Annotated in this window: 20 protein-coding genes and 1 tRNA gene; 13 read left to right on the forward strand and 8 right to left on the reverse strand. The window is 51.3% G+C overall.

Annotation, left to right across the window (positions count from 1 at the left end; translation table 11 throughout):
* The first annotated feature begins 6 nt into the window (after positions 1 to 6).
* The 3 genes from APA10_RS02265 to APA10_RS02275 all read left to right on the forward strand — a co-directional run bounded on the left by APA10_RS02265 (position 7) and on the right by APA10_RS02275 (position 3,531).
* Positions 7 to 525, forward strand: a complete 519-nt coding sequence (locus tag APA10_RS02265; RefSeq protein ID WP_035365770.1) for a MarR family winged helix-turn-helix transcriptional regulator — start codon at positions 7 to 9, stop codon at positions 523 to 525.
* Entirely contained in the window at positions 515 to 2,770 is a 2,256-nt protein-coding gene (locus APA10_RS02270; RefSeq protein ID WP_050923463.1) for an FUSC family protein, read from the forward strand. Before APA10_RS02265 ends, APA10_RS02270 begins: the two co-directional genes overlap by 11 nt.
* Before the next feature lie 137 nt (positions 2,771 to 2,907).
* On the forward strand, positions 2,908 to 3,531 hold the full coding sequence (locus APA10_RS02275) for an acetate uptake transporter (RefSeq protein WP_035365771.1): 624 nt from the start codon (positions 2,908 to 2,910) through the stop codon (positions 3,529 to 3,531).
* 56 nt (positions 3,532 to 3,587) lie between these two features.
* On the opposite strand, the gene APA10_RS02280 is transcribed toward APA10_RS02275, so the two are convergent.
* Positions 3,588 to 4,607 carry an enoyl-CoA hydratase/isomerase family protein gene (locus tag APA10_RS02280; RefSeq protein WP_003629262.1) on the reverse strand — a complete coding sequence of 340 codons (1,020 nt, stop codon included), beginning with the start codon at positions 4,605 to 4,607 and terminating at the stop codon, positions 3,588 to 3,590.
* Between the two features lie 65 nt (positions 4,608 to 4,672).
* Between APA10_RS02280 and APA10_RS02285 the strand changes: the two genes are divergently transcribed.
* Positions 4,673 to 5,176, forward strand: a complete 504-nt coding sequence (locus APA10_RS02285) for a flavin reductase (protein ID WP_003629263.1) — start codon at positions 4,673 to 4,675, stop codon at positions 5,174 to 5,176.
* 32 nt (positions 5,177 to 5,208) lie between these two features.
* Positions 5,209 to 5,358, forward strand: coding sequence for a hypothetical protein (locus tag APA10_RS15085; protein WP_170164630.1), 150 nt, complete (start codon positions 5,209 to 5,211; stop codon positions 5,356 to 5,358).
* A 19-nt stretch (positions 5,359 to 5,377) separates the two neighbouring features.
* On the opposite strand, the gene APA10_RS02290 is transcribed toward APA10_RS15085, so the two are convergent.
* Genes APA10_RS02290 through APA10_RS02300 form a run of 3 tightly spaced genes read right to left on the reverse strand, consistent with a single transcriptional unit; the run spans position 5,378 to position 7,886 of the window.
* On the reverse strand, positions 5,378 to 6,172 hold the full coding sequence (locus tag APA10_RS02290) for a metal ABC transporter permease (RefSeq protein ID WP_035365772.1): 795 nt from the start codon (positions 6,170 to 6,172) through the stop codon (positions 5,378 to 5,380).
* Positions 6,172 to 6,978: a metal ABC transporter ATP-binding protein gene (locus tag APA10_RS02295; RefSeq protein WP_003629265.1), complete on the reverse strand. Its 807-nt coding sequence runs from the start codon at positions 6,976 to 6,978 to the stop codon at positions 6,172 to 6,174. Before APA10_RS02295 ends, APA10_RS02290 begins: the two co-directional genes overlap by 1 nt.
* Positions 6,978 to 7,886 (reverse strand): metal ABC transporter solute-binding protein, Zn/Mn family, encoded by a 909-nt coding sequence (locus APA10_RS02300; protein WP_035365773.1) that lies wholly within the window; start codon positions 7,884 to 7,886, stop codon positions 6,978 to 6,980. The genes APA10_RS02295 and APA10_RS02300 overlap by 1 nt, the downstream gene beginning before the upstream one ends.
* Before the next feature lie 124 nt (positions 7,887 to 8,010).
* Between APA10_RS02300 and APA10_RS02305 the strand changes: the two genes are divergently transcribed.
* Positions 8,011 to 8,574, forward strand: coding sequence for a Fur family transcriptional regulator (locus APA10_RS02305; protein ID WP_003629268.1), 564 nt, complete (start codon positions 8,011 to 8,013; stop codon positions 8,572 to 8,574).
* 206 nt (positions 8,575 to 8,780) lie between these two features.
* The gene (locus tag APA10_RS15315) at positions 8,781 to 9,116 is read left to right on the forward strand and encodes a hypothetical protein (protein WP_231862502.1); all 336 of its coding nucleotides are present in this window, start codon (positions 8,781 to 8,783) and stop codon (positions 9,114 to 9,116) included.
* A gap of 238 nt (positions 9,117 to 9,354) precedes the next feature.
* Here the strand turns inward: APA10_RS15315 and APA10_RS02315 are convergent, their stop codons facing one another.
* On the reverse strand, positions 9,355 to 10,053 hold the full coding sequence (locus tag APA10_RS02315; RefSeq protein WP_003629269.1) for a hypothetical protein: 699 nt from the start codon (positions 10,051 to 10,053) through the stop codon (positions 9,355 to 9,357).
* 285 nt (positions 10,054 to 10,338) lie between these two features.
* On the opposite strand from APA10_RS02315, the gene mtnA reads away from it, so the two are divergent.
* The 4 genes from mtnA to APA10_RS02335 all read left to right on the forward strand — a co-directional run bounded on the left by mtnA (position 10,339) and on the right by APA10_RS02335 (position 14,326).
* The gene (gene mtnA, locus APA10_RS02320) at positions 10,339 to 11,469 is read left to right on the forward strand and encodes an S-methyl-5-thioribose-1-phosphate isomerase (RefSeq protein ID WP_003629270.1); all 1,131 of its coding nucleotides are present in this window, start codon (positions 10,339 to 10,341) and stop codon (positions 11,467 to 11,469) included.
* A gap of 118 nt (positions 11,470 to 11,587) precedes the next feature.
* Positions 11,588 to 12,103, forward strand: coding sequence for a Cys-tRNA(Pro) deacylase (gene ybaK, locus APA10_RS02325; RefSeq protein WP_003623605.1), 516 nt, complete (start codon positions 11,588 to 11,590; stop codon positions 12,101 to 12,103).
* A 145-nt stretch (positions 12,104 to 12,248) separates the two neighbouring features.
* The gene (locus tag APA10_RS02330) at positions 12,249 to 13,172 is read left to right on the forward strand and encodes a DUF2272 domain-containing protein (protein WP_035365775.1); all 924 of its coding nucleotides are present in this window, start codon (positions 12,249 to 12,251) and stop codon (positions 13,170 to 13,172) included.
* A gap of 113 nt (positions 13,173 to 13,285) precedes the next feature.
* A complete protein-coding gene (locus tag APA10_RS02335; protein ID WP_003629272.1) occupies positions 13,286 to 14,326 on the forward strand; it encodes a cysteine synthase A in 1,041 nt (346 codons plus the stop codon).
* Positions 14,327 to 14,398: 72 nt separating this feature from the next.
* Here APA10_RS02335 and guaA read toward each other — a convergent pair whose 3' ends face one another.
* Complete coding sequence (gene guaA, locus APA10_RS02340; protein WP_003629273.1) at positions 14,399 to 16,000, reverse strand: glutamine-hydrolyzing GMP synthase; 1,602 nt, start codon at positions 15,998 to 16,000, stop codon at positions 14,399 to 14,401.
* Between the two features lie 219 nt (positions 16,001 to 16,219).
* Here guaA and APA10_RS02345 point away from each other — a divergent pair, with 219 nt between their 5' ends.
* Positions 16,220 to 16,672 carry a hypothetical protein gene (locus APA10_RS02345; RefSeq protein WP_003629274.1) on the forward strand — a complete coding sequence of 151 codons (453 nt, stop codon included), beginning with the start codon at positions 16,220 to 16,222 and terminating at the stop codon, positions 16,670 to 16,672.
* A 73-nt stretch (positions 16,673 to 16,745) separates the two neighbouring features.
* A tRNA-Arg gene (locus APA10_RS02350) sits at positions 16,746 to 16,822 on the forward strand.
* 112 nt (positions 16,823 to 16,934) lie between these two features.
* On the opposite strand, the gene APA10_RS02355 is transcribed toward APA10_RS02350, so the two are convergent.
* The gene (locus APA10_RS02355; RefSeq protein WP_003629276.1) at positions 16,935 to 18,335 is read right to left on the reverse strand and encodes a sugar porter family MFS transporter; all 1,401 of its coding nucleotides are present in this window, start codon (positions 18,333 to 18,335) and stop codon (positions 16,935 to 16,937) included.
* 79 nt (positions 18,336 to 18,414) lie between these two features.
* Positions 18,415 to 19,758: a lytic transglycosylase domain-containing protein gene (locus APA10_RS02360; protein WP_174714359.1), complete on the reverse strand. Its 1,344-nt coding sequence runs from the start codon at positions 19,756 to 19,758 to the stop codon at positions 18,415 to 18,417.
* Positions 19,759 to 19,789 lie beyond the last annotated feature (31 nt).

Here is a 19,789-nt window from a genome sequence, read left to right on the forward strand (position 1 = left end):
ATTCGTATGAATATACTTTATATGTCAAATATTCTTTCGCTAACTAATGAGGATTCCATGATCTCCCCACGCGTTCTGCCCACGCTGGATGAAACGCGTTTTTCAGACATGGCACTTACTTTCCGCATCATGCGGTTAGCCACAGTCTGGCGCACGCAACTGGACCGGGCCTTACGCCCGCATGGCATGACATTGGCCAGCATGCGCCCCATGGCTTATTTGATGATGATGCCCGACGGGGCCACACAAAGTGACCTTGCCGCCGCCATGAATGTGGATTGCTCTGCACTGGTGCGTATTCTTGATTTATTAGAAAAACAAAAGCTGATCACACGCCTGCAGGATACGCGGGACCGACGTGCCAAAAAACTTGTGCTCACTTCTGCTGGGCAGGAAAGATGTGCGCTGTTCCATACCATTGCAGCACAACTTGAACAGAACGTTCGCCAGAACCTTAATGAAGATCAGGTGCGTAGCTTAATTCATGATCTTTCCTGCATGCTGGAAACACATCATGAGCGCTAGATCTGAGCAAAGCAGTCATACGCTCTTTTCCTTTAGCGCTGTGCTGTCTCGCTGCTTACCGGGCTTTTTTTCTGATGAAGCCCAATGGAATACCTTTAAGGCCACCGCAGGCTATTCTGCCCGCGTGTTCTTATGTATTGGTATCGCCGTTTTTCTGGCGTTTATGTTCCAGCTCCACTCTCCCCTCAGTGCAGCCACAACTGTTCTTATTGTGGCAAACCCAACTGTAGGGGCCATGGTTTCCAAAAGTGTCTGGCGTGTTATTGGCACAGTTATTGGGGCCGTTATCAGCATTGGCATTATGGCTGTATTTGTGCAGTCTCCCGTTCTGTATTTTGCGGCTCTTTCTGTTTTTGTAGGCATAGCCTGCATGGTTGCCACGTTTCTGCGCTTCTTTCGTGCCTATGCTGCTGTGCTGACCGGTTATACAATTGTTATTATTGCTGCACCCGCTTTTGCAGACCCAGACAATATTTTCCTGTCTGCAATGGGGCGCCTGTCTGCCGTGGTAACAGGCGTGGTAGTAACGGCCTGTGTGTTTATGGTAACAAGCCCACGCAAGCCCAGCGCCGTTTTGGAAAAACTGGGGAATGCTTTTCGTGATACCATTCTCCACGCAAAAAACTTTCATGCGCAGGAAGGCCTTTCTTCTGCACCGGAAGAACATGCCGCAGAAGAAAACAACCCTTCCGAAATAACAGATACCACAACCACGGGCACAGCATTCCGTAGTTTGCCACAGCCCCTTTATGATAGCCGCAGCCGCCTTCTGGCTGGCATGGCAGGCTTAACTCCTGCCATAGAATTTGCCGCCGCAGATGACCCCGATATGCAGGCCCGTATTTCTAACCTGCGTCTGACACTTAATCGTTTAACCGGGCTAATTGTCAGTTATCATCCTTATTGGTTAAATCTCTCTTTAGTGGATGCACAATCACGCCCTGTGCATCAATATGTTGCCGAAGCCTTAGAGCAAATTCTGCATCTTACAGAGCAACCTGGCTGGTTAGAAAACCCCACACCAGTATCTGCCTGCCTGCATGACTGCCTGAAAAACCTGGAGCAACTTTCACGCAACAACCCGGCACCCAGCTTGCTGGCAACGCTGGATAATACGCGTGATATTCTGGTACAAATAGATCTGGCCCTATACGATCTGACAAGCCTGCGCCGCGATCGTGAATCCTCCTACACGCGCCAGTATCTGGAATGGCCCGTTGCCTTGCGCAATGGCGTGCGTGGCATGTTTATTGCGCTTCTGGCTGGCATGTTATGGTATGTGTTCCATTGGAGCGCAGGCCCTATGCTGATCCTGTATGTGGTGGCAGCTTCAAGCCTGCTTTCAACAGCTCCCTCCGCCGGCAAAGCTAGCCCCATGATGGCAACAGGCACTATGTTGGCAGTGCCTATGGGGTTTTTATGCCATTCCCTTTTCTTGCCCCGCATAGATGGCTACCCGCTTTTATGGCTGACTCTCTGCCTGTTTCTGCTACCCGGTGTATGGCTGCAGTTTCACCCACGCTACAGCATTGGCGCATTTGGGTATGCGGTGTTTTTCACCATGCTGCTCTCTATCAACAACCCCATTATTTATAATGACCTGGCACTCACCAATAATTGGCTGACTATGGTGGCGGCCTGCGTGCTGTTAGTACTGGTTTTCCGGGTTATTTTACCACCAGATCATCGGTTAGATGCTGCACGGCTGGTTTCTTCCCTTACGCGCAGTTTGCAACAACTGGCTCTTTCCCATAGCCGCAAGCCAGTGCAATGGATTGCGTGGGAAGGCCTCCAGCTTCAAAAGATCACACGGTTGATGATGCGCCTTTCCTTTATTCCTTCCGGCATAGACCGGCAGGGATATACCGATGCAGCTTTTGCAACACTTTCTCTGGGACGGCTTATCTTACGCTTACGCTGGAATGCAGAACACGTTCAACTCAATGCGCAGGCCCGCACTGCTCTTGAAAGTGCCTTAAAAGCCTTCTCTATGTTGCGTCATGCACCGTTATCTACTGCGGAGGCTTTGGAACAGGCTGCAGCAGTTATTCATGCCACCACCACAGATCAGGAAGGGGCCAACCTTATGCGGGGCAGAACCATCTCCTGCCTGATGCAAGCCGCGGGCATTATCCGGGCTATTCCAGGGTTTTATGATAAATACGGCCCCATCCATCGCTCTGTAGATGAGGTAGGTGCAACTGCGCCGGTTTCTACGTTGGTCAGTGCGGGTTCTGCAGGATAAAATAAAGAAGAAAGTTTCCTAAAATAAAAGCCACGATGATGAATTTAATTTTATCAGAATTTTTCTATTTATAGAGAACTTCTCCCCATCCAGATGCTTAGTGTTTAAGTCATCACTCATAAAAAGAAGTATCTGGCATGGCATACTCCGAAACATCGCCTCCGGTGACATACCGCAGAGCCAACCCAGCCCCGTTAGGCTTAATGGGGTTTGGGCTCACAACCGTTCTTCTCAATTTACATAATGCAGACCTGGTGCCTATGGGGTCTGCCATTCTGGCCATGGGGCTAACATTTGGAGGTGTAGCCCAAATTCTGGCAGGAATGCTGGAATATGGTAATGGCAACACCTTTGGCATGACAGCTTTTACCGCTTACGGTGCTTTCTGGCTTTCATTCGTGGCACTTATTGGATTGCCGCATACTGGTATTGTAGATGCTAGCAGCCCCAACCTTGTAGGAAGCTACCTGCTTGCGTGGGGATTGTTCACATTTATTATGTTTATTGCCACACTACGTGCTACGCGGGCACATCAGGTTATCTTCCTGAGCCTGACTATTCTTTTCGGCCTGCTTGCTACAGGTGATATGCTGGCTATGCCGGTTGTTACCCAGTTCGCTGGCTATGAAGGGTTGTTCTGCGGTTCTTCCGCCATCTATCTGGCTGCAGCTGAAATTCTGGAAGAAGCCTATGGATATGCAGTGCTGCCAATTGGCAAACCTGCTCCAACCTCCGTATCTTTCCGAACCGCAGCCGCTTAACTACCCAACGCACATCATGCCCCGCAGCACAAAATGCTCCGGGGCGACATGTTTAATTACTTATCAAAACAATTTTGAACTTCCTGCTCATTCACTTCCGCCAAAGCAGGAGGCACCCACGCAGGACTATTATCTTTATCAATCAAACGGGCTCGAATACCTTCTGCAAAATCGGGCCGGGCTACCATATGGCGCACCATGTTTTCCTCAAGTGTAAAAGCCTCATGTAAGGAGGAAGCTGCACGCGCCCGGTGCCATCCAGACCATGCTACCTGCACAGAAAACGGACAGGCACGTGATAACGCTTCAAGATCCTCTTGCGCATCTTCTGATCCTTCCGCTTTCAGCTTTTCAATAACCTGCAAGATATCTGGCGCATCGTAACAGGAATCCAGATTTTGCACGTCCAGGCTTTCGGGCTGGGAATGGAGGCGTGCAAATACATGTTCTGCACTTTCAATACTCAACGTCTCTCTTAAATCTGCAAGAGAAGCCGATGGAACCAAAACATCTGCAAACCCCATGGCCACAGCCTCTGCCCCGTTCATGCGCCCACCAGTAACGGCACGCCGTAAGCCAGAAAAACCAGGAGCGCGGGCTAACAGCCAGCTTCCCCCAGCGTCCGGGGCCAGACCAATAGCAGTTTCAGGCATAGCCAGCACAGATGTTTCCGTAACTACTCGATATCGTACATGACCACCCAAGCCGATACCGCCGCCCATAGCTACGCCATCTAAAAAGGAAACAATGGGTTTTTTGTAATCTGCCAACAGCAGCATAACATCATATACGCGCTTCATAAGTTCATATGCTGCCAATGCCCCTTGAGCTTTTAGGCAATCATGAATGGCGCGTAGATCTCCCCCGGCGCAAAAGGCACGAGTGCTGCTGCTTTCCAGAAGAATAGTGTGAATAGACGGATCATTCCGCCATGTCTGTAAAGCGGCCTTTATGCCACTGGCCATACTAATATCCACAGCATTCAACCGTTTGGGACGGTCTAAAATAATACGCCCCAAATGCCCTTCTTGCTGCATTCTTACGCCAGATACGGTGGAAAGAGTTTGCTCTGTCATTGCTTTCCTCTTTATTTCATGCACAAACACGCACAGACCATTTTTGATTGATTAAAGGAGAGCAGATGTTGGCTCCGGAGACCAGCGCCTACCGCGATGCCATGGCCCGACTTGGCGCAGCTGTGAACATTGTTACAACAGGAACGCTGGAAAACCCCGTTGGTTTTACCGCATCCGCTGTGTGTTCCGTAACAGATACCCCGCCTACGCTGCTGGTCTGCCTGAACCGTGGAAGCCGTGCACGACAAGCTTTTCATGAAGGTAGCGCATTATGCGTAAACGTACTGGCATCTAGCCAGCAGCATCTTTCTAACCATTTTGCCAGCCCCAACTCCATGCAGGAACGGTTTGCCACCGGGCACTGGACAACCTTGGCAACTGGCGCACCTGTGCTGGAAGAGGCTGTGGCCTCGTTTGACTGCAAGATCAGCCAGATTGTAGAAGTGGGCACGCACAGCGTGATGTTTGGTATTGTGCAGGCGTTACGCACGCATGCAACGGCACATGGGCTTGTTTATTTCAACAGAATGTACCACGCTCTGCCCCATACACCCCCGTTAAAGCCCTAAGGGCTTTAACCATAACACCAAGGCGCTGAATCATGTCGCAGAACCATCATGATGATTACCCGGTAAAAGGGGATGATGATTACGTCCCTTTTCTTACGATGAGAGGGCTTATCATCATACACGTTGCGCTTTTAATAGCCGTAGCTTTATGGTCTTGGTTGGATTGGTCCTTGCCTCAGTAAAGGACTGAACCGCAATTTTTTAACTTCCTCGCACACGGCAAAACAGGCTCGCGGCTATAAACACACTGCCCCCCAAGGCAGCAATCCAAAATGCTGTAGGGCAATTGGTGTACCACGCCAACACCAAACCCAGCCAAGCCTCCAGCAACGCAAGTAATGTTGCAACGCCCATTCCCAACAAGGGCGAAAAGCCCATCCGCAAACTTGCTGCCGCAGGCGCGATCATAAGCGTAAACACCAGCAAGACACCCGTAATCTGGGCGCATTGCGCTGTGGCTACAGCAACAATCATGAGAAAAAGAATATCAAGTAGACGCATATTCACGCCCCGTGCCTCTGCCTGCTCTGGCTGCAATGATGCAAAAAGAAGCGGTCTGGCCACAAACGCCAATGCCATCAAACAGGTTACAGAAAGAGCACCCAGCCAACCCAGCATAGAAGACCCAATACCCAGAATATCCCCAAAAAGCAGCGCGGTAGCCGAACTGGCAGAGTGGGTTAAAAAATGCAGGCACAATGCCCCAAAACCCATGGCAACAGAAAGTACCAACCCGATTGTTACATCCCGGCCTACAAGCCTGTCTCCCGCCAGCCCTATGGCAACACCACCGCCAACAGCGCCAAGCCCAAGCCCAAGCAAAGCGGGCTGCCCCAAAAGAAGAGCTGCAGCGGCTCCTGCAAATCCCACATGTGAAAGCGCATGGCTCGCAAAGCTCTGACCACGCAGAACAAGAAACCAACCCACGGGCCCACACACCAAAGCCGCTAAAAACGCTGCCAGAAAGGCAGTGCGCATAAATTCATACTCAAGCATCAAGCACCATGTCCCATGCACATACAGGACTGGAGTGATGCCCCACCGCCTTCTGCCACAACAAACAATCTGTTTCCCGCCTTAATCACCTCAACCGGTGCCCCGTAAAGTGCGCTGAGCGTTTGGGTTGTCATCACATCTTCCACGCGCCCCAGCACCGCCTTGCCATGTGCCATGTAAAGAACATGGTCCATCAACCCCATAAGCGGATTGATATCATGGGTAGACATCAGCACCGTCATATTCCTATCGCGTGCCAAGGTATGAATGCGCTCTGCTGTTTCACGCATACGGGCGGGATCCAGGCTGACCAAAGGCTCATCAAGCAGCAAAATATGCGGGTTATCCAACAATGCCTGCGCCAGCATCAGCCGCTGCCTTTCTCCCCCTGAAAGGGAGCCGACCGGCCGCTGCGCCAGCGCCTGCGCATCTACTGCGGCCAAAGCTGCATCAATATCCGCTCTAGCCTGTTTGCCGTAAAATGGCAGGCCCCATTTCCAGCCCTGCTGTGCTGCGGCAACGGTGCTCCAACCGCTAATTTGTGCGGCCACCATAGCGCGTACCTGCGGCATATACCCTATGGGCATGCGGCCCTTTTGCACTGGCTGGCCTTCTATCCATATCTGGCCAGCCGAGGGCTTTTCCAGCCCCAAAAGAGTTCTAAACAGGGTTGTTTTTCCAGCCCCGTTTCCACCCAGAACAGCCACAAAACTGCCTGCGGGAACTGTAAAACTGATATTATCCAGAACTGCTTTTTTCTGGCGCAACAGAGTTACGCCAGCCACTTGCACAGCAGAAGATGGCATTATTGCGCTACACCTAGTAGGTGCGCCACTTGCGTAAGAGTTGAGCCGATCCATATCTGCCAATGTGTATTCTGCGGCATAATTTCCGCCAATGGCAGAATGGGTATACCTGCGTTATGTGCCAGATCAAGCAGGTGTTTGCTGGCTGGTTCTTCTACCTGCACATTATAGGCAAGTAGCCGCAACTTTTTTTGCTTAAGATCCTGTTCAAACGTGGCAACCGCAACAGGTGGTGGCTCAACATCATTCATGATAGCAATCTGGAAAGCATTTTCCTTCATGTCCAAACCAAGATAGTTGGCCAAAGGCGTAAACAATGGTTCTGTTGCTGCCACAGCCATACCTTGCACATGTGGGCGCAATGCTGCGGCCTGCGCCTGCACTCTAGCAATATCAGCCTGCAACTTCTGACCCCGTGCAGCATATGCTGATGCATGTGCCGGATCTGCCTGTTCACACGCTTTTTCAAACCTTTGCGCAAAATCTGCTACCGCGTTGAGGTCATACCATAAATGGGCATTCCCGCCTTCGTGCCAGCCTGACCATGTATCTGCACGCACATACCGCGCCTGTGGCAAAGCAGAAGCCTGCACCAAATGGTCCATCCATGCATCGTATCCCGCACCATTGCCCACAACCAACGTGGCATCTGCGACACGACGCGCATCATCCGGTGTAGGAGCATATAAATGCGGATCCACCGCTGGTGATACAAGTATGGATGTAACGTGCATGTCTGGCTCAGCAATCTGCGCAGCCAGATCCCCCCATGTGTTTTCTGCCGCCACAACAGACAAAGGGCGCGCAGCCGCAGAACCCGTGTCCATGGTTGCAACACCAAGCACAGCCACCATACCAAACAACATCCGGCGTGAAGTGCCTTTTGTTTTTCTCAATTCCATACCCATTATCCTGCCATGCCTGAATGCAATGTAATACTATTACATTTTCTCAGCTGCACGTCACCATCTCACACGCGCAAATTTGGCCTTCACCTCTCAGATCAGTTACGCTAAGAAATACAGAGAACGGATGATGAACATGCCCTACCCTACGTCTTCTTCCACAGCAACACCGACCCATACCTTTCCCGCGCATATTGAGCACCAGCTGGATAAGGCGACTGCACTATGCACCCAACAAGGCGCACGAATGACGGCCCAACGCCGTGACGTGCTTGGGCTTATTCTTATGCATGCACGTCCGGTTGGAGCATATGATCTGCTGGAAGAACTTAAAACAGCAGAACGGCGCCCTGCTCCCCCTACAGTATATCGGGCACTGGATTTTCTGCTTGAACATGGCCTGATCCACCGTATTGAACGTCTGTCCGCTTTTATTCCCTGCACCAATCTGCGCCACTGCTCCCATACGCATGAACATTCAGAAGCATGCCTACATACTGCACAGTTTCTGATCTGCCGTGACTGCAAAACCGTAACGGAAATAGCCGATACAACCGTTCTGGAAACCCTGAAACACATTTGCAAAAATGAGAATTTTGTAATTCAGAGCACTTCGGTTGAGGTAGAAGGGCTATGTGCAGATTGTGCATCCAAACACCCCACAAAAGAGCTTCCGCACCAAGGTGTATGATGGGTAATCGTCATCTTTCTTCTTTACAAAATGCGCTTCCCGGATTGTCACTTCCCCTAGCGCAAAAAAGACGATGCACACCCCATTTAAAACAACATCATGCCTCACAGAAGCGCCCAACCTGTGCAGAAGACATACAAACGGACTTATTCTCGCTTCCGCTTCTTCCTCCGTTACGGACACACTTTTTGCCAGAGGAAATCCGTTTGACACGCATACCTTCCTTGGCGGCCACACATACTGGGAAGGAAGGCAATTTTTTGTATCATATTACCGATGCCCCCGTGGCTTCTGCGTTGTTACAAAAAGGGCTTCCCCTCAATAAACATCATCCCCTTATGCTGACAGAGCAGAATGGCATTAGTGCCTGGCTAGCAAAAATATCAGAATACATTCAGGGCAATGCTTCCGAAAAAGCCGTTATCCTACGGTTACGCCGTGCAATGGTAGAAGATGCACTTGAGCCTGACCCCGATCATACGGCAGAATTTGCAAGTAACTGCTATCTGTTAAGCGGCAACTTTAATTGCACGATGACCTAAAAAGACAGCTCTATTTTCGCACACTATCTGCATGGGCAACCTGAATCTCTTTACATACAAATCAAGAATACTCTGCTAACAGAATTTATCTGTCAGAAAATTCAAGAAATCCCGAAAAACACAATAGCAACTAAGATATTTAATTAAAAAAGCCCATCCCGTGTTACCGGAATGGGCTCGTTTTAAAACAGCATTATTTTACTGATAAATATCTAAACCAGATAAAATACCGTTATATTTAGGATGCGCGGGTGCGGCGGGTTGTTTTAGCCTTTGTTTTCCGTGCTGCTGGTGCCTTTGCAGCAGTTTTTTCAGCTTCTGCAGCGGCTGCCAAACGTTCATACCGCTTACGGCGGCGCTCTTCCTGCACAATACGCAGCTTTTCCACAGCTGAAAGTTTCTTTTTAGCCGCTGGTTCTACGGCACGCACAGTCCGCTTACGGGTTGCCGGTGCTGCTGGCTTTGCAACCTTGCTGGCAGTGGTTGCCTTTGTTGCACGTGTGGCACGTACCGGTTTTGCTGCTTCAACTTTGGCTGGTTTTGCAGTTTTACGTGCTGTTGCAACAACCGGGGCTTTGGCTGCACGTGTTGCTTTGGTTGCGCGCACTGGCTTTTCTACAACATCTTCTGCTTTAGCTTTAGCACGCCGCGTTACCTTGGGAGCAGCTTTGGTCTCGGCCTTGGCGGCTACTGTTTTTTTACGTGCTGTTGTTTTAGGTGCTACGGTTTTTTCTTCAGCCGGTTTACGAGGAGCTGCCTTACGCACATAAGCCCGACGCGGCTTAGGGGTCTCTGGCTCTGCTTCAAAATCAAAAAGCTCTTCTACTTCGACAACTTTTGCGCGAGATGCACGCTTTTTGGGGGCTACAGCAGCAACCTTGCGCTTAGAAACCGTTTTACCCGCAGCAGGTTTTCGGCGGGTTCTTGTCTCACTCATTTTAACTCCTTCTCAACCCCCTTTAAAAATAAGGAGATATAGAAACAAAATTTTTAAACTTCAAAACTTCTTCAACTGAAGCATATACCTACAAGAACAGGTATAGCCTTAGATTTTCATTCTACATAACAAATGCTATAGAAAATGCAAAAAAATACTTCCGCATTTAAAGATATATTTCATTCTTCTGATCTATTTACCTTAAAAATGTTCTAAATACGTTCTCAAAAATTTCATGTGCTTGTGGCATATTGCTCAAAACAGGCAATCATCCTTATATCCTCAATGCAGACCTCTCCTTCTCACGGAACATGCTTCATGAAAATCAATGGTACCTCTTTCCGCAGTGTATGGATTGATGAAAAAGACCAATGGTCTATTCATATTTTCGATCAGACACGCCTTCCTTTTTCATTGGACATCCTGCGGCTTACAACTGTTCAAGATGTCGCTCATGCCATTACCAGCATGCAGGTACGCGGCGCTCCGCTTATTGGGGCTGTTGCTGCCTATGGTCTGGCACTAGCATTACGCACAGACAACAGTGATACCAGCCTTGAACAAAACGCAGCAATGCTTGCTGCAACCCGCCCCACCGCTATAAATTTGCGTTGGGCGCTTGAAAGAATGCTAAATACCCTCCGGCCCATTCCGCCAGAAAATCGGGTATCCGCTGCTTATGCAGAAGCCCTGCATATCTGCGATGAAGACGCCGCCCAAAATGAAGCTATTGGCAAGCATGGCCTTAAACTTTTGCAGGACCTCGCTGCCAAAAAAGAACAAGGCCAGCGCCTGAATATTCTAACCCACTGCAACGCCGGATGGATTGCCACGGTAGATTGGGGCACAGCATTGGCCCCTATCTACATGGCGCATGATCTGGGCCTGAACGTACATGTATGGGTGGATGAAACACGCCCACGCAACCAAGGAGCCGCCCTTACTGCATGGGAGCTGGGCAGTCACGGCGTTCCTCATACTGTTATTACAGACAATGCAGGTGGCCATATGATGCAGCATGGCCAAGTTGATATTGTTATTGTTGGCACAGATCGCGTCACACGCAACGGAGACGTGGCAAACAAAATTGGCACTTATCTGAAAGCTTTAGCTGCACAGGACAATAAAATACCATTCTGGGTTGCATTGCCTTCTACAACCATAGATTGGCGCATTGCAGATGGTATCCGTGATATTCCTATTGAAGAACGCGCAGCATCCGAAGTCACACATGTTCAGGGGCGTATGTCAGACGGAAAAATAGGCTCCGTGCAAATTACTCCGGATCATAGCCCAGCAGCTAACCCAGCTTTTGATGTGACACCGTCCAGACTCGTAACGGGGTTGATTACAGAAAAAGGCTGCTGCCCAGCCACAGAAAGCGGCCTCCTCAGCCTTTTTCCCAACCATACATAAAGGCCTTTCTGCATACCGCCATGCTGCATGGCGGTATGCAGCCTTCATGTCTTGACGCTAAGAGTAACTATTGAATAAGCGAAACCATGTACACGCCTTGCAAAAGGCCCCATGCTTCATGGATTTTCCAGAAAGGGCTACCATGTCAGAAACCATTGAAACACCAACAACGCAGTTTCTGACTGCCCATGGTATTGCCTTTACCCTGCAGGATTATGACTATGTGTCTGATCCCGGCAAAATTGGCTTACATGCTGCTGCTGGTATTGGTATCGACCAAAATAAGGTTTTCAAAACCCTGATGGTTGAAATTGATAAAAAGCAGATTGTTTGTGTAGCCATTCCTGTTCATAAAAAAATGGACCTGAAAAAAGTTGCAGCCCTGTTTGGTGGACGCAATGCACGTATGCTGGGAGCAGAAAAAGCTGAAGCCCTGACCGGTTTTAAGGTGGGAGGTATCAGCCCCTTTGGCGCTCGCACGCAAGTGCCGGTGGTGTTAGACGAAAGCGTTCTCAAACTGGATACACTTTATATTAACGGCGGCGGCAGAGGCTTGGTGGTGGCCCTTAAACCGGCAGATGCCATCCAGTGCGTGAATGCCCGCACGGCAGATGTGACCGTTCCTGACGCCTGATAATACAGACACAAAAAAGAAACAGACGCAGCACAAAAACACAAACCCTCTTCCACCCAGAACAACAGGCGCTTATTGCTATAGCATTCAGACTTCCGACCAATGGTTGTCTCGCGCTCCGGATCTGCCGGAGAGTTGTTCTGGTATGGAGACGAGATTGTCACGCAAGCTTACCGTTGCCCTGCTGGCCCCTTTGTGTCTGGCAGCGTGCGCCACACAGCAACCACAGCCAGGTGCGCGCCCCACCCCTAGTGCTTCCAGCACGAATACGTGGAACACAGCCAGTGGTGGCTACGGCTATGGTGGCCATGTGCCAGATTTTGCCACCCGCAATTTTGAGCCTTTTAACCGGCAGGATGTTGTGGGCATTGCCATGCGTGAATGGCGCCTGTTTGGAAGCCCGGTGAATGATGATGACCCGGAGCAGCGCCCCGAACCAGAAGTTGCCTCTGTTAAGCCAGAACGCGCCCCCGGCCTGTGGGAACGTGTAGGAGAATACTGGTGGATTGGTATGGACCCGGACATGACCGAAACATCATGGACCGGCAAACACGATGCCAACGGGCGGCTAACCGACTTTGTGCATGATGGATCTTATGCGTGGTCTGCTGCCTTTATTTCCTACGTTATGCGCGTAGCTGGGGCTAACAGCCGCTTCCCCTATTCTCCCAATCATTCCACTTACATCAACGCTGCCGCTTCTGGGCAGTCTCCCATTCTGCGGGCGCAGGATCCGGCAAACTACACCCCCAAACCGGGTGACCTGATCTGTGTTGCACGTGGCCGTAGCAAAGACACGATCCGATTCTCCAGCCTACCCACCTCTTATGGGTTTCCTGCGCATTGTGGCTTTGTTGTTGCTGTTGGCCAGAATGGACAGCCTTTTGGCCGACAAATCAGCATTATCGGCGGCAATATTGATGATGCCGTTGCTCTGACACACGTGCCAACAGACACGCAGGGGCGCCTCGCCTCGCCCGATGGCCAAAGCTATGATTCACGCTATCCGTGGGCGGCAATTCTGGAAGTACTGTACGATGCAGAACAAGAACCCACAGCAGGCCAGTAAAGAAGCCGCATAAGCTGCCATGTTTTATCTGTTTGCCCTTGGGGCAGAATTTTCGGATGGAGCATGGTAGTCTGACCAACGCATTATAACGTGACAGCATAAGGTGTAACCAAATGACTGAAAACGCCGTTTCCACCCCTCATCCCGGCTGGACCACGCTTTCTGCCGACATGCCGGGCGCGGTGGGCGGAACCCCTCTGGTACGCCTGCGCAAAGCGTCTGAAGCCACAGGGTGCGATATTTACGGCAAGGCCGAGTTTATGAATCCGGGCGGTTCCGTCAAGGATCGTGCGGCACTGGCTATTATTGAAGATGCAGAACGCCGTGGCGTGCTTAAGCCCGGCGGCACCATTGTTGAAGGCACGGCCGGCAACACCGGCATTGGGCTTACACTGGTTGCCAATGCGCGTGGGTATAAATGCGTTATTGTCATGCCCGAAACCCAGAGCCAGGAAAAAATCGGCTTCCTGCGCATGATTGGGGCAGACCTTCGCCTTGTGCCAGCCAAGCCTTACCGTGATCCGGGCAATTACGTGCACGTTTCACGCCGTCTTTCCGAAGAAAACGGATGGGTATGGGCCAACCAGTTTGACAATGTTGCCAACCGTGAAGGCCACCGTGCCACCACCGCACCAGAAATCTGGCAGCAAATGGGCGGTAAGGTAGATGCCTTTACCTGCGCCTGCGGCACAGGCGGCACGTTAGCGGGCGTAGCCTTGGGGCTGCATGATGCAGCCAAGCGCGATGGCGTAACAGCCCCACGTATTGTGCTGGCAGACCCAGAAGGCTCTGGACTATATGGCTGGGTAAAAAACAATGATCTGTCTGTTTCTGGATCTTCCATTACAGAAGGCATTGGCCAGTCCCGCGTAACAGGCAACCTGGAAGGCGCACCTATTGATGACGCTGAGCGGATTCCAGACCCAGAAGCGCTAGAAATTATTTATAGCCTGCTAGGTGAAGAAGGCCTTTCCGTCGGTGGATCTTCTGGCATCAACGTGGCTTCTGCAATCCGTACTGCGCGCAAACTCGGCCCGGGGCATCGGATTGTTACCATTCTTTGCGATGGCGGTGCCCGTTATGAATCCAAACTGTTCAACCCTGAATTCCTGCGGGCAAAAAATCTGCCAATCGCACCTTGGCTGAACAAGTAAGACCTTTGGCAAGAAGCCAATAAAAAAGGCCGGGGGCTTTACAGCCACCCGGCCTTTTTTATGACGGGAAACTTATTCCCACTCAATCGTGCCCGGTGGCTTGGACGTGATGTCATACGTTACGCGGTTAATCCCACGCACTTCGTTCACGATACGCCCAGCAACACGGGTCAGGAAGCCCATGTCAAACGGGTAAACATCGGCTGTCATGCCATCTGTGCTGGTGACAGCACGCAGGGCGCAGGCCTGATCATACGTGCGGCCATCACCCATCACACCAACGGTGCGCACTGGCAGCAACACGGCAAAGGCCTGCCAGATGGCATCATACAGCCCGGCAGCCCGAATTTCTTCCAGGAACACGGAATCCACCTTACGAAGCAGATCCAGTTTTTCCCGCGTGATGTTGCCCGGGATACGAATAGCCAGCCCCGGACCCGGGAACGGATGACGCCCAACAATAATTTCGGGAATCCCCAGCTCACGCCCCAGATCGCGGACTTCATCCTTAAAGAGCTCGCGCAGCGGTTCGACCAGCTTCATGTTCATCCGGTCCGGCAAGCCACCCACATTGTGGTGAGACTTGATAGTAACGGAAGGGCCGCCCGTAAAGCTGACACTCTCGATCACATCTGGATAAAGCGTGCCCTGCGCAAGGAACTGCGCCCCACCCAGTTTTGTGGCTTCTTCTTCAAACACTTCCACAAACAAACGGCCAATAGTTTTCCGCTTGATTTCCGGATCTGTGACCCCTTCCAATTCTTTCAGGAAGATGTCTGAAGCATCGCGATGCACGAGCTGGATGTTAAACTGGCCGCGGAATGTTTTGATCACATCATCGGCTTCACCAGCACGCAGCATACCGTGATCAACAAAAATACAGGTAAGCTGATCGCCAATGGCTTCATGAATCAGAACCGCAGCCACGGAAGAATCTACACCACCGGACAGGCCGCAGATAACCTTGCCATCACCCACCTGTTCACGAATCCGGGCAATTTCCATTTCACGGAAACCAGCCATCGTCCATGTGCCGGAGCAGCCTGCAACATTATGGGTAAAGTTCTTAAGCAGTGCGGCCCCATGCGGCGTGTGCACCACTTCCGGGTGGAACTGCACACCATACAGGCGGCGGCCTTCATCTGCGATAACAGCAAACGGTGCACCTTCACTCACGGCAACGGTACGGAAACCGGGGGGAAGCTCCACTACGCGGTCACCGTGGCTCATCCATACCTGTTCACGGCCACCACGTGCCCATGCACCACGGAACAGCGCGCAATCTTCTACAATATCAACAAAAGCGCGGCCAAATTCACGGTGATCCCCGCTTTCAACCTGCCCGCCCAACTGCTTGCACATGGCCTGCTGACCATAGCAGATACCCAGCACAGGCACGGCCATTTCAAACACCACATCCGGCACGCGCGGGGCATCCGGGTTGTTTACGCTGGCAGGGCCACCAGAAAGAATAATACCACGGGGTGAAAACTGACGAATTCGTTCAGAATCTGCCGTAAACGGCCAGATTTCACAATACACACCACTTTCGCGCACACGGCGGGCAATAAGCTGCGTAACCTGACTTCCGAAATCCAGAATCAGAATACGGTCATGGTGCAAGGATTCATCCAGCTTGGAAGGCGAAACAGGCGGGGTGGCATCAACAGACATGAACTGCAGGTCTTTCTGATTTCAGTGCCAGAACTGGCTTTTCCTAAGGATGTGCAGCCACATATAAGACTGCACGGGCTCTCTTACAGGCGGATATAAAGCCATGCTGTCATGGCGTCACCCTAAAAACCAGAAAGGTGCACACCTATTCCGCCTGATACCTGCCTTGCCTGTGCCATACACAAGGTACAGATTGCCAACGAAATCAGGAGTTTTTGCATGAAGCACACACGTTTTTCCTGTTGGCTGAAATATGGCGCACTGGCGTTAGGCGGCCTTGGCTTTTTTTGCACATCCGCCCACGCCGCCACGCAACCAGCATCTGCTGCAGATGACCCGTATGGCGAATGGATTGGCACCCTTGTGCAAGACAAAGGTGAAAATTGCCCCGTTAACGGCACATCACTCATGCAGATTGAACCCAAACGCATGATCTTTGTGCCTGAAATGGGCACGCTTATTCTGCGCGGCACGCCTGATAAGAGTAAGCAGCATTATCATGCTCAGCTCGTTTTAAAGGACGCCAAAAACCAGCCGCTTCCCATGGTATTTGAAGCCCATCCGGCAGGTGACACGTTTGAAGGTGTATACGGAACCCCCGAATGTCGGGCGCATGTTACGCTCCATCGCCCAGAAAACCGCAGTTGGAAAAACTTCCTGGGCAATGACTGACAAAAAAATTTCACTTTTTTGCATTTTAGGGGTTGCCGACCCCACCGTGCTCGGCTAAACACCTGCTCACGGCGCACCCGTAGCTCAACTGGATAGAGCACCAGACTACGAATCTGGGGGTTAGGAGTTCGAGTCTCTTCGGGTGCACCACATTTTCCCAAGAAAATTTAAAATACTTTATATGCATGATTTTGCATATAAATTTGTGTTTTTTGTATTCTGAATGGGCGCAGTCAATCTGCGCCCGTTCCTATGCCTTTGCTCAAGAAATTCCGATATCCCGTAGTTTTTTGCCAGACATCAGATTCCGCTCAATCTGCTCCAAACTGATGCCTTTGGTTTCTGGCACAAACAAATATGTCAGCCCTAAAAAGCAGGCATTCAATGCGGCAATCATTCCAAAGGTAGCAGAACCCCCTAACCATGCCAGCACACTTAAAAAAGAAGCACCAACAATCATGTTGGCAATCCAGTTTGTAAGGGTGGAAAGCATAATGCCCAGATCCCTGCCCTGCATTGGCTGAATTTCCGAACACAGAACCCACACAATCGGCCCGGCAGACATGGCATGAGCTACAATAAAAACCATAACCATAAAGACGCATGCCATGCGGGATGCCTGATCCACCATGCTGCCATGGAGCAGCAAGGATAGGCTCGCCATGCTCAGCACCATAATGGCAAAGCCACAATACAGAACCGGCCTGCGCCCCCATTTATCCACCAAGCTGATGGCCAGGAATGTTGCCATCACATTTACCAGCCCGATCATGGCAGTGCACCACATCTGTGCAGTGCCTACAAAACCTGCCAGCTGGAAAATACGCGGGGCGTAATACATCACCACATTAATGCCCGCGAACTGTTGCATAACTTGCAACAACATGCCCAAGCCAACCGAACGGCGGAAATTGCCGTTTGCGCGCAATAAGCTCCAGCCATTCTGCCGGGCCTGTAACTGGTTATGAATAGCCTTTATTTCGGCCCGGGCTTCCTGCGGGGTTGCACGCAGGCTTGTCAGCACTTCCAGCGCCTCGGCCCTCCGGCCACGCATCATGAGCCAGCGCGGGCTATAGGGTAGAAACAAAACCCCAATAACGTAAACAATCCCGGGAACGGCAATAATGCCGAACATCCAGCGCCACTGCCCGTGGTAGCTAAAAAACGTATCGCTTAAAAACGCTAGAAAAATACCTATCGTAATCATAAGCTGATAGGTGGAAATCATGGCGCCGCGGCTGGATTGATCTGATACCTCAGAAAGATACAGGGGAGCGGCAAAAGCAGCCACACCAATGGCCAGCCCCATCAGCACGCGCCCGGCTATAAGCACAGACACAGACCATGCTAGAGCACACAGTAAGGAGCCGGCAATAAAAACGCCGCCCCCAAAAACCAAAGACCATTTGCGTCCGGTATGCCGGGTAATCCACCCAGCACCTACAGCCCCAACGGCCGCCCCTGCCATCATGGCGCTGACAATCCATTCCTGCGCCAGAGTAGATGCGTTGAAATCCCGCGCCAGAAAATCCAGCGCCCCGGAAATAACGCCAATATCCAACCCGGACATGAGTCCAGCCGTTGCAGCCAGAACACCAACAACCACAACCTTTATGGGGACAGTACTTTCTGCTCCCTTCTCAGGCATTGCTGCGTTTTCCATTTATTGTTCCACTTTGTTTTTCTGGAAGACGCAGAGGCTTTACAGGTAATTGGCTCAAAAGGGAAAAGACTTTCTCCTCTTATCCTCCACGCACCTGAATACAGGGGAGCGCGCGTGCCCGCAGCACCTGACAAACATCAGCCGGGCCAGTATTCTGAGCCGTAATAAACTGCGCCCGATAATAAGACCGACCAGCTACAGAAGCCTGCGTAACAGTAGGACGCACAGATAAGGCATGTGCTGTTAGCAGACGATTTACAGATTCCAGCGTATGCTGTGCCTCGGCATAAGATGCAAAAGCCCCTACCTGTACCGCTCCTGATGATCTTGCTGACAAAGATGATGAAAGCAGCGCGAGAACATGCGCCGGGCTGGAACGCGCATATCGTCTTTGTTCTGAAGGAACATTATACGCTGCGGTTTGCACTGGTAGGCTGTTGGATCCTACCGGTGCCACTGCAAGCGGTGTCGCCGTTACCGCCTGATCTGAAATACCGGCTGGTTGCGCCTGTGCAACTTCTATAGGAGCGGCTTCTTCAACCGGTTGCGGGTCTGGATGAGGTGTATCTCTATCCATCAAGCAAGGGGTTGAGGGATCATATGCTGCATCAGGGTCACGCAAACAGCCATCGGCCGTGCGCGAAAGATCTGCCCGTGCGTATTCTGCTACAGGAGCTGCCGCTACGGATGAACCAGCACTGGCAACCATTACAGAGGAAGGTGCCGGGGCAAAACTGCCCGCTGGTGCGGATTCTGTACCCAGATGAGGCGTAATGGATGCAACGTAATTCACCGTTTCATCCGGCAAAGGCCGCCCAGACGTTAAATAGTCATCTACGCGTTGTGGGCCTGCATTATAAGCTGCCAAAAATCCGGGCGCACCGTAATGATCATACATCTGGCGGATATATCCTGCTCCCGCCATAATATTATCATGTGGGTTATATGGGTCTCCCCCCAAATTGAACTGGCTTTGCATATCTGCATAGGTAGCGGGCATAAGCTGCATCAGCCCCATTGCACCGGCGGATGACGTTGTAAGTTGACCATCCAGATACTGATGCCCACCCGATTCCTGCTGCATCACGGCACGTATCCAGCTTTCCGGTATGGAAAAACGCTGCGCTGCTTCCTTGATATATGGCCCCCACGGATCTTCTGCCGGACCTACAGGCCTATAGGCTGCCGGGTTAGCTTCTGATCTTTCATATGCCGCCTGATAATACGCCTGGGAGGATGCATACCCTCCGGGCCTGACAGCAGGCGTAGCGCACCCCGCCAACCCCAACAGTAGCGCGGCACATACCGTTTGCCGTTGCTGAATCCGAAAAGACACCTGCCGTCCCCTTCCGCATGCACTTTTGCCAATAAGGCTTGTCCCATAAACTTGCGACAAAAAGCACGGATTACGGGGCTTCCCCACATCTATTACCAATATGTCATTTTCATGAAAG

The sequence above is a fragment of the Acetobacter pasteurianus subsp. pasteurianus LMG 1262 = NBRC 106471 genome (assembly GCF_000285275.1).
GTDB lineage: Bacteria > Pseudomonadota > Alphaproteobacteria > Acetobacterales > Acetobacteraceae > Acetobacter > Acetobacter pasteurianus.

Coding starts and splice junctions, on each gene's coding strand:
- APA10_RS02330 (WP_035365775.1), top strand. CDS start 12,249: ATGGAGACGAGATTGTCACGCAAGCTTACCGTTGCCCTGCTGGCCCCT.
- APA10_RS02285 (WP_003629263.1), top strand. CDS start 4,673: ATGTTGGCTCCGGAGACCAGCGCCTACCGCGATGCCATGGCCCGACTT.
- APA10_RS02355 (WP_003629276.1), bottom strand. CDS start 18,335: ATGGAAAACGCAGCAATGCCTGAGAAGGGAGCAGAAAGTACTGTCCCC.
- APA10_RS15085 (WP_170164630.1), top strand. CDS start 5,209: ATGTCGCAGAACCATCATGATGATTACCCGGTAAAAGGGGATGATGAT.
- APA10_RS02270 (WP_050923463.1), top strand. CDS start 515: ATGAGCGCTAGATCTGAGCAAAGCAGTCATACGCTCTTTTCCTTTAGC.
- APA10_RS02290 (WP_035365772.1), bottom strand. CDS start 6,172: ATGCTTGAGTATGAATTTATGCGCACTGCCTTTCTGGCAGCGTTTTTA.
- APA10_RS02315 (WP_003629269.1), bottom strand. CDS start 10,053: ATGAGTGAGACAAGAACCCGCCGAAAACCTGCTGCGGGTAAAACGGTT.
- APA10_RS02280 (WP_003629262.1), bottom strand. CDS start 4,607: ATGACAGAGCAAACTCTTTCCACCGTATCTGGCGTAAGAATGCAGCAA.
- guaA (WP_003629273.1), bottom strand. CDS start 16,000: ATGTCTGTTGATGCCACCCCGCCTGTTTCGCCTTCCAAGCTGGATGAA.
- ybaK (WP_003623605.1), top strand. CDS start 11,588: ATGGATTTTCCAGAAAGGGCTACCATGTCAGAAACCATTGAAACACCA.
- APA10_RS02275 (WP_035365771.1), top strand. CDS start 2,908: ATGGCATACTCCGAAACATCGCCTCCGGTGACATACCGCAGAGCCAAC.
- APA10_RS02265 (WP_035365770.1), top strand. CDS start 7: ATGAATATACTTTATATGTCAAATATTCTTTCGCTAACTAATGAGGAT.
- mtnA (WP_003629270.1), top strand. CDS start 10,339: ATGCAGACCTCTCCTTCTCACGGAACATGCTTCATGAAAATCAATGGT.
- APA10_RS02295 (WP_003629265.1), bottom strand. CDS start 6,978: ATGCCATCTTCTGCTGTGCAAGTGGCTGGCGTAACTCTGTTGCGCCAG.
- APA10_RS02345 (WP_003629274.1), top strand. CDS start 16,220: ATGAAGCACACACGTTTTTCCTGTTGGCTGAAATATGGCGCACTGGCG.
- APA10_RS02335 (WP_003629272.1), top strand. CDS start 13,286: ATGACTGAAAACGCCGTTTCCACCCCTCATCCCGGCTGGACCACGCTT.
- APA10_RS02300 (WP_035365773.1), bottom strand. CDS start 7,886: ATGGGTATGGAATTGAGAAAAACAAAAGGCACTTCACGCCGGATGTTG.
- APA10_RS02305 (WP_003629268.1), top strand. CDS start 8,011: ATGATGAACATGCCCTACCCTACGTCTTCTTCCACAGCAACACCGACC.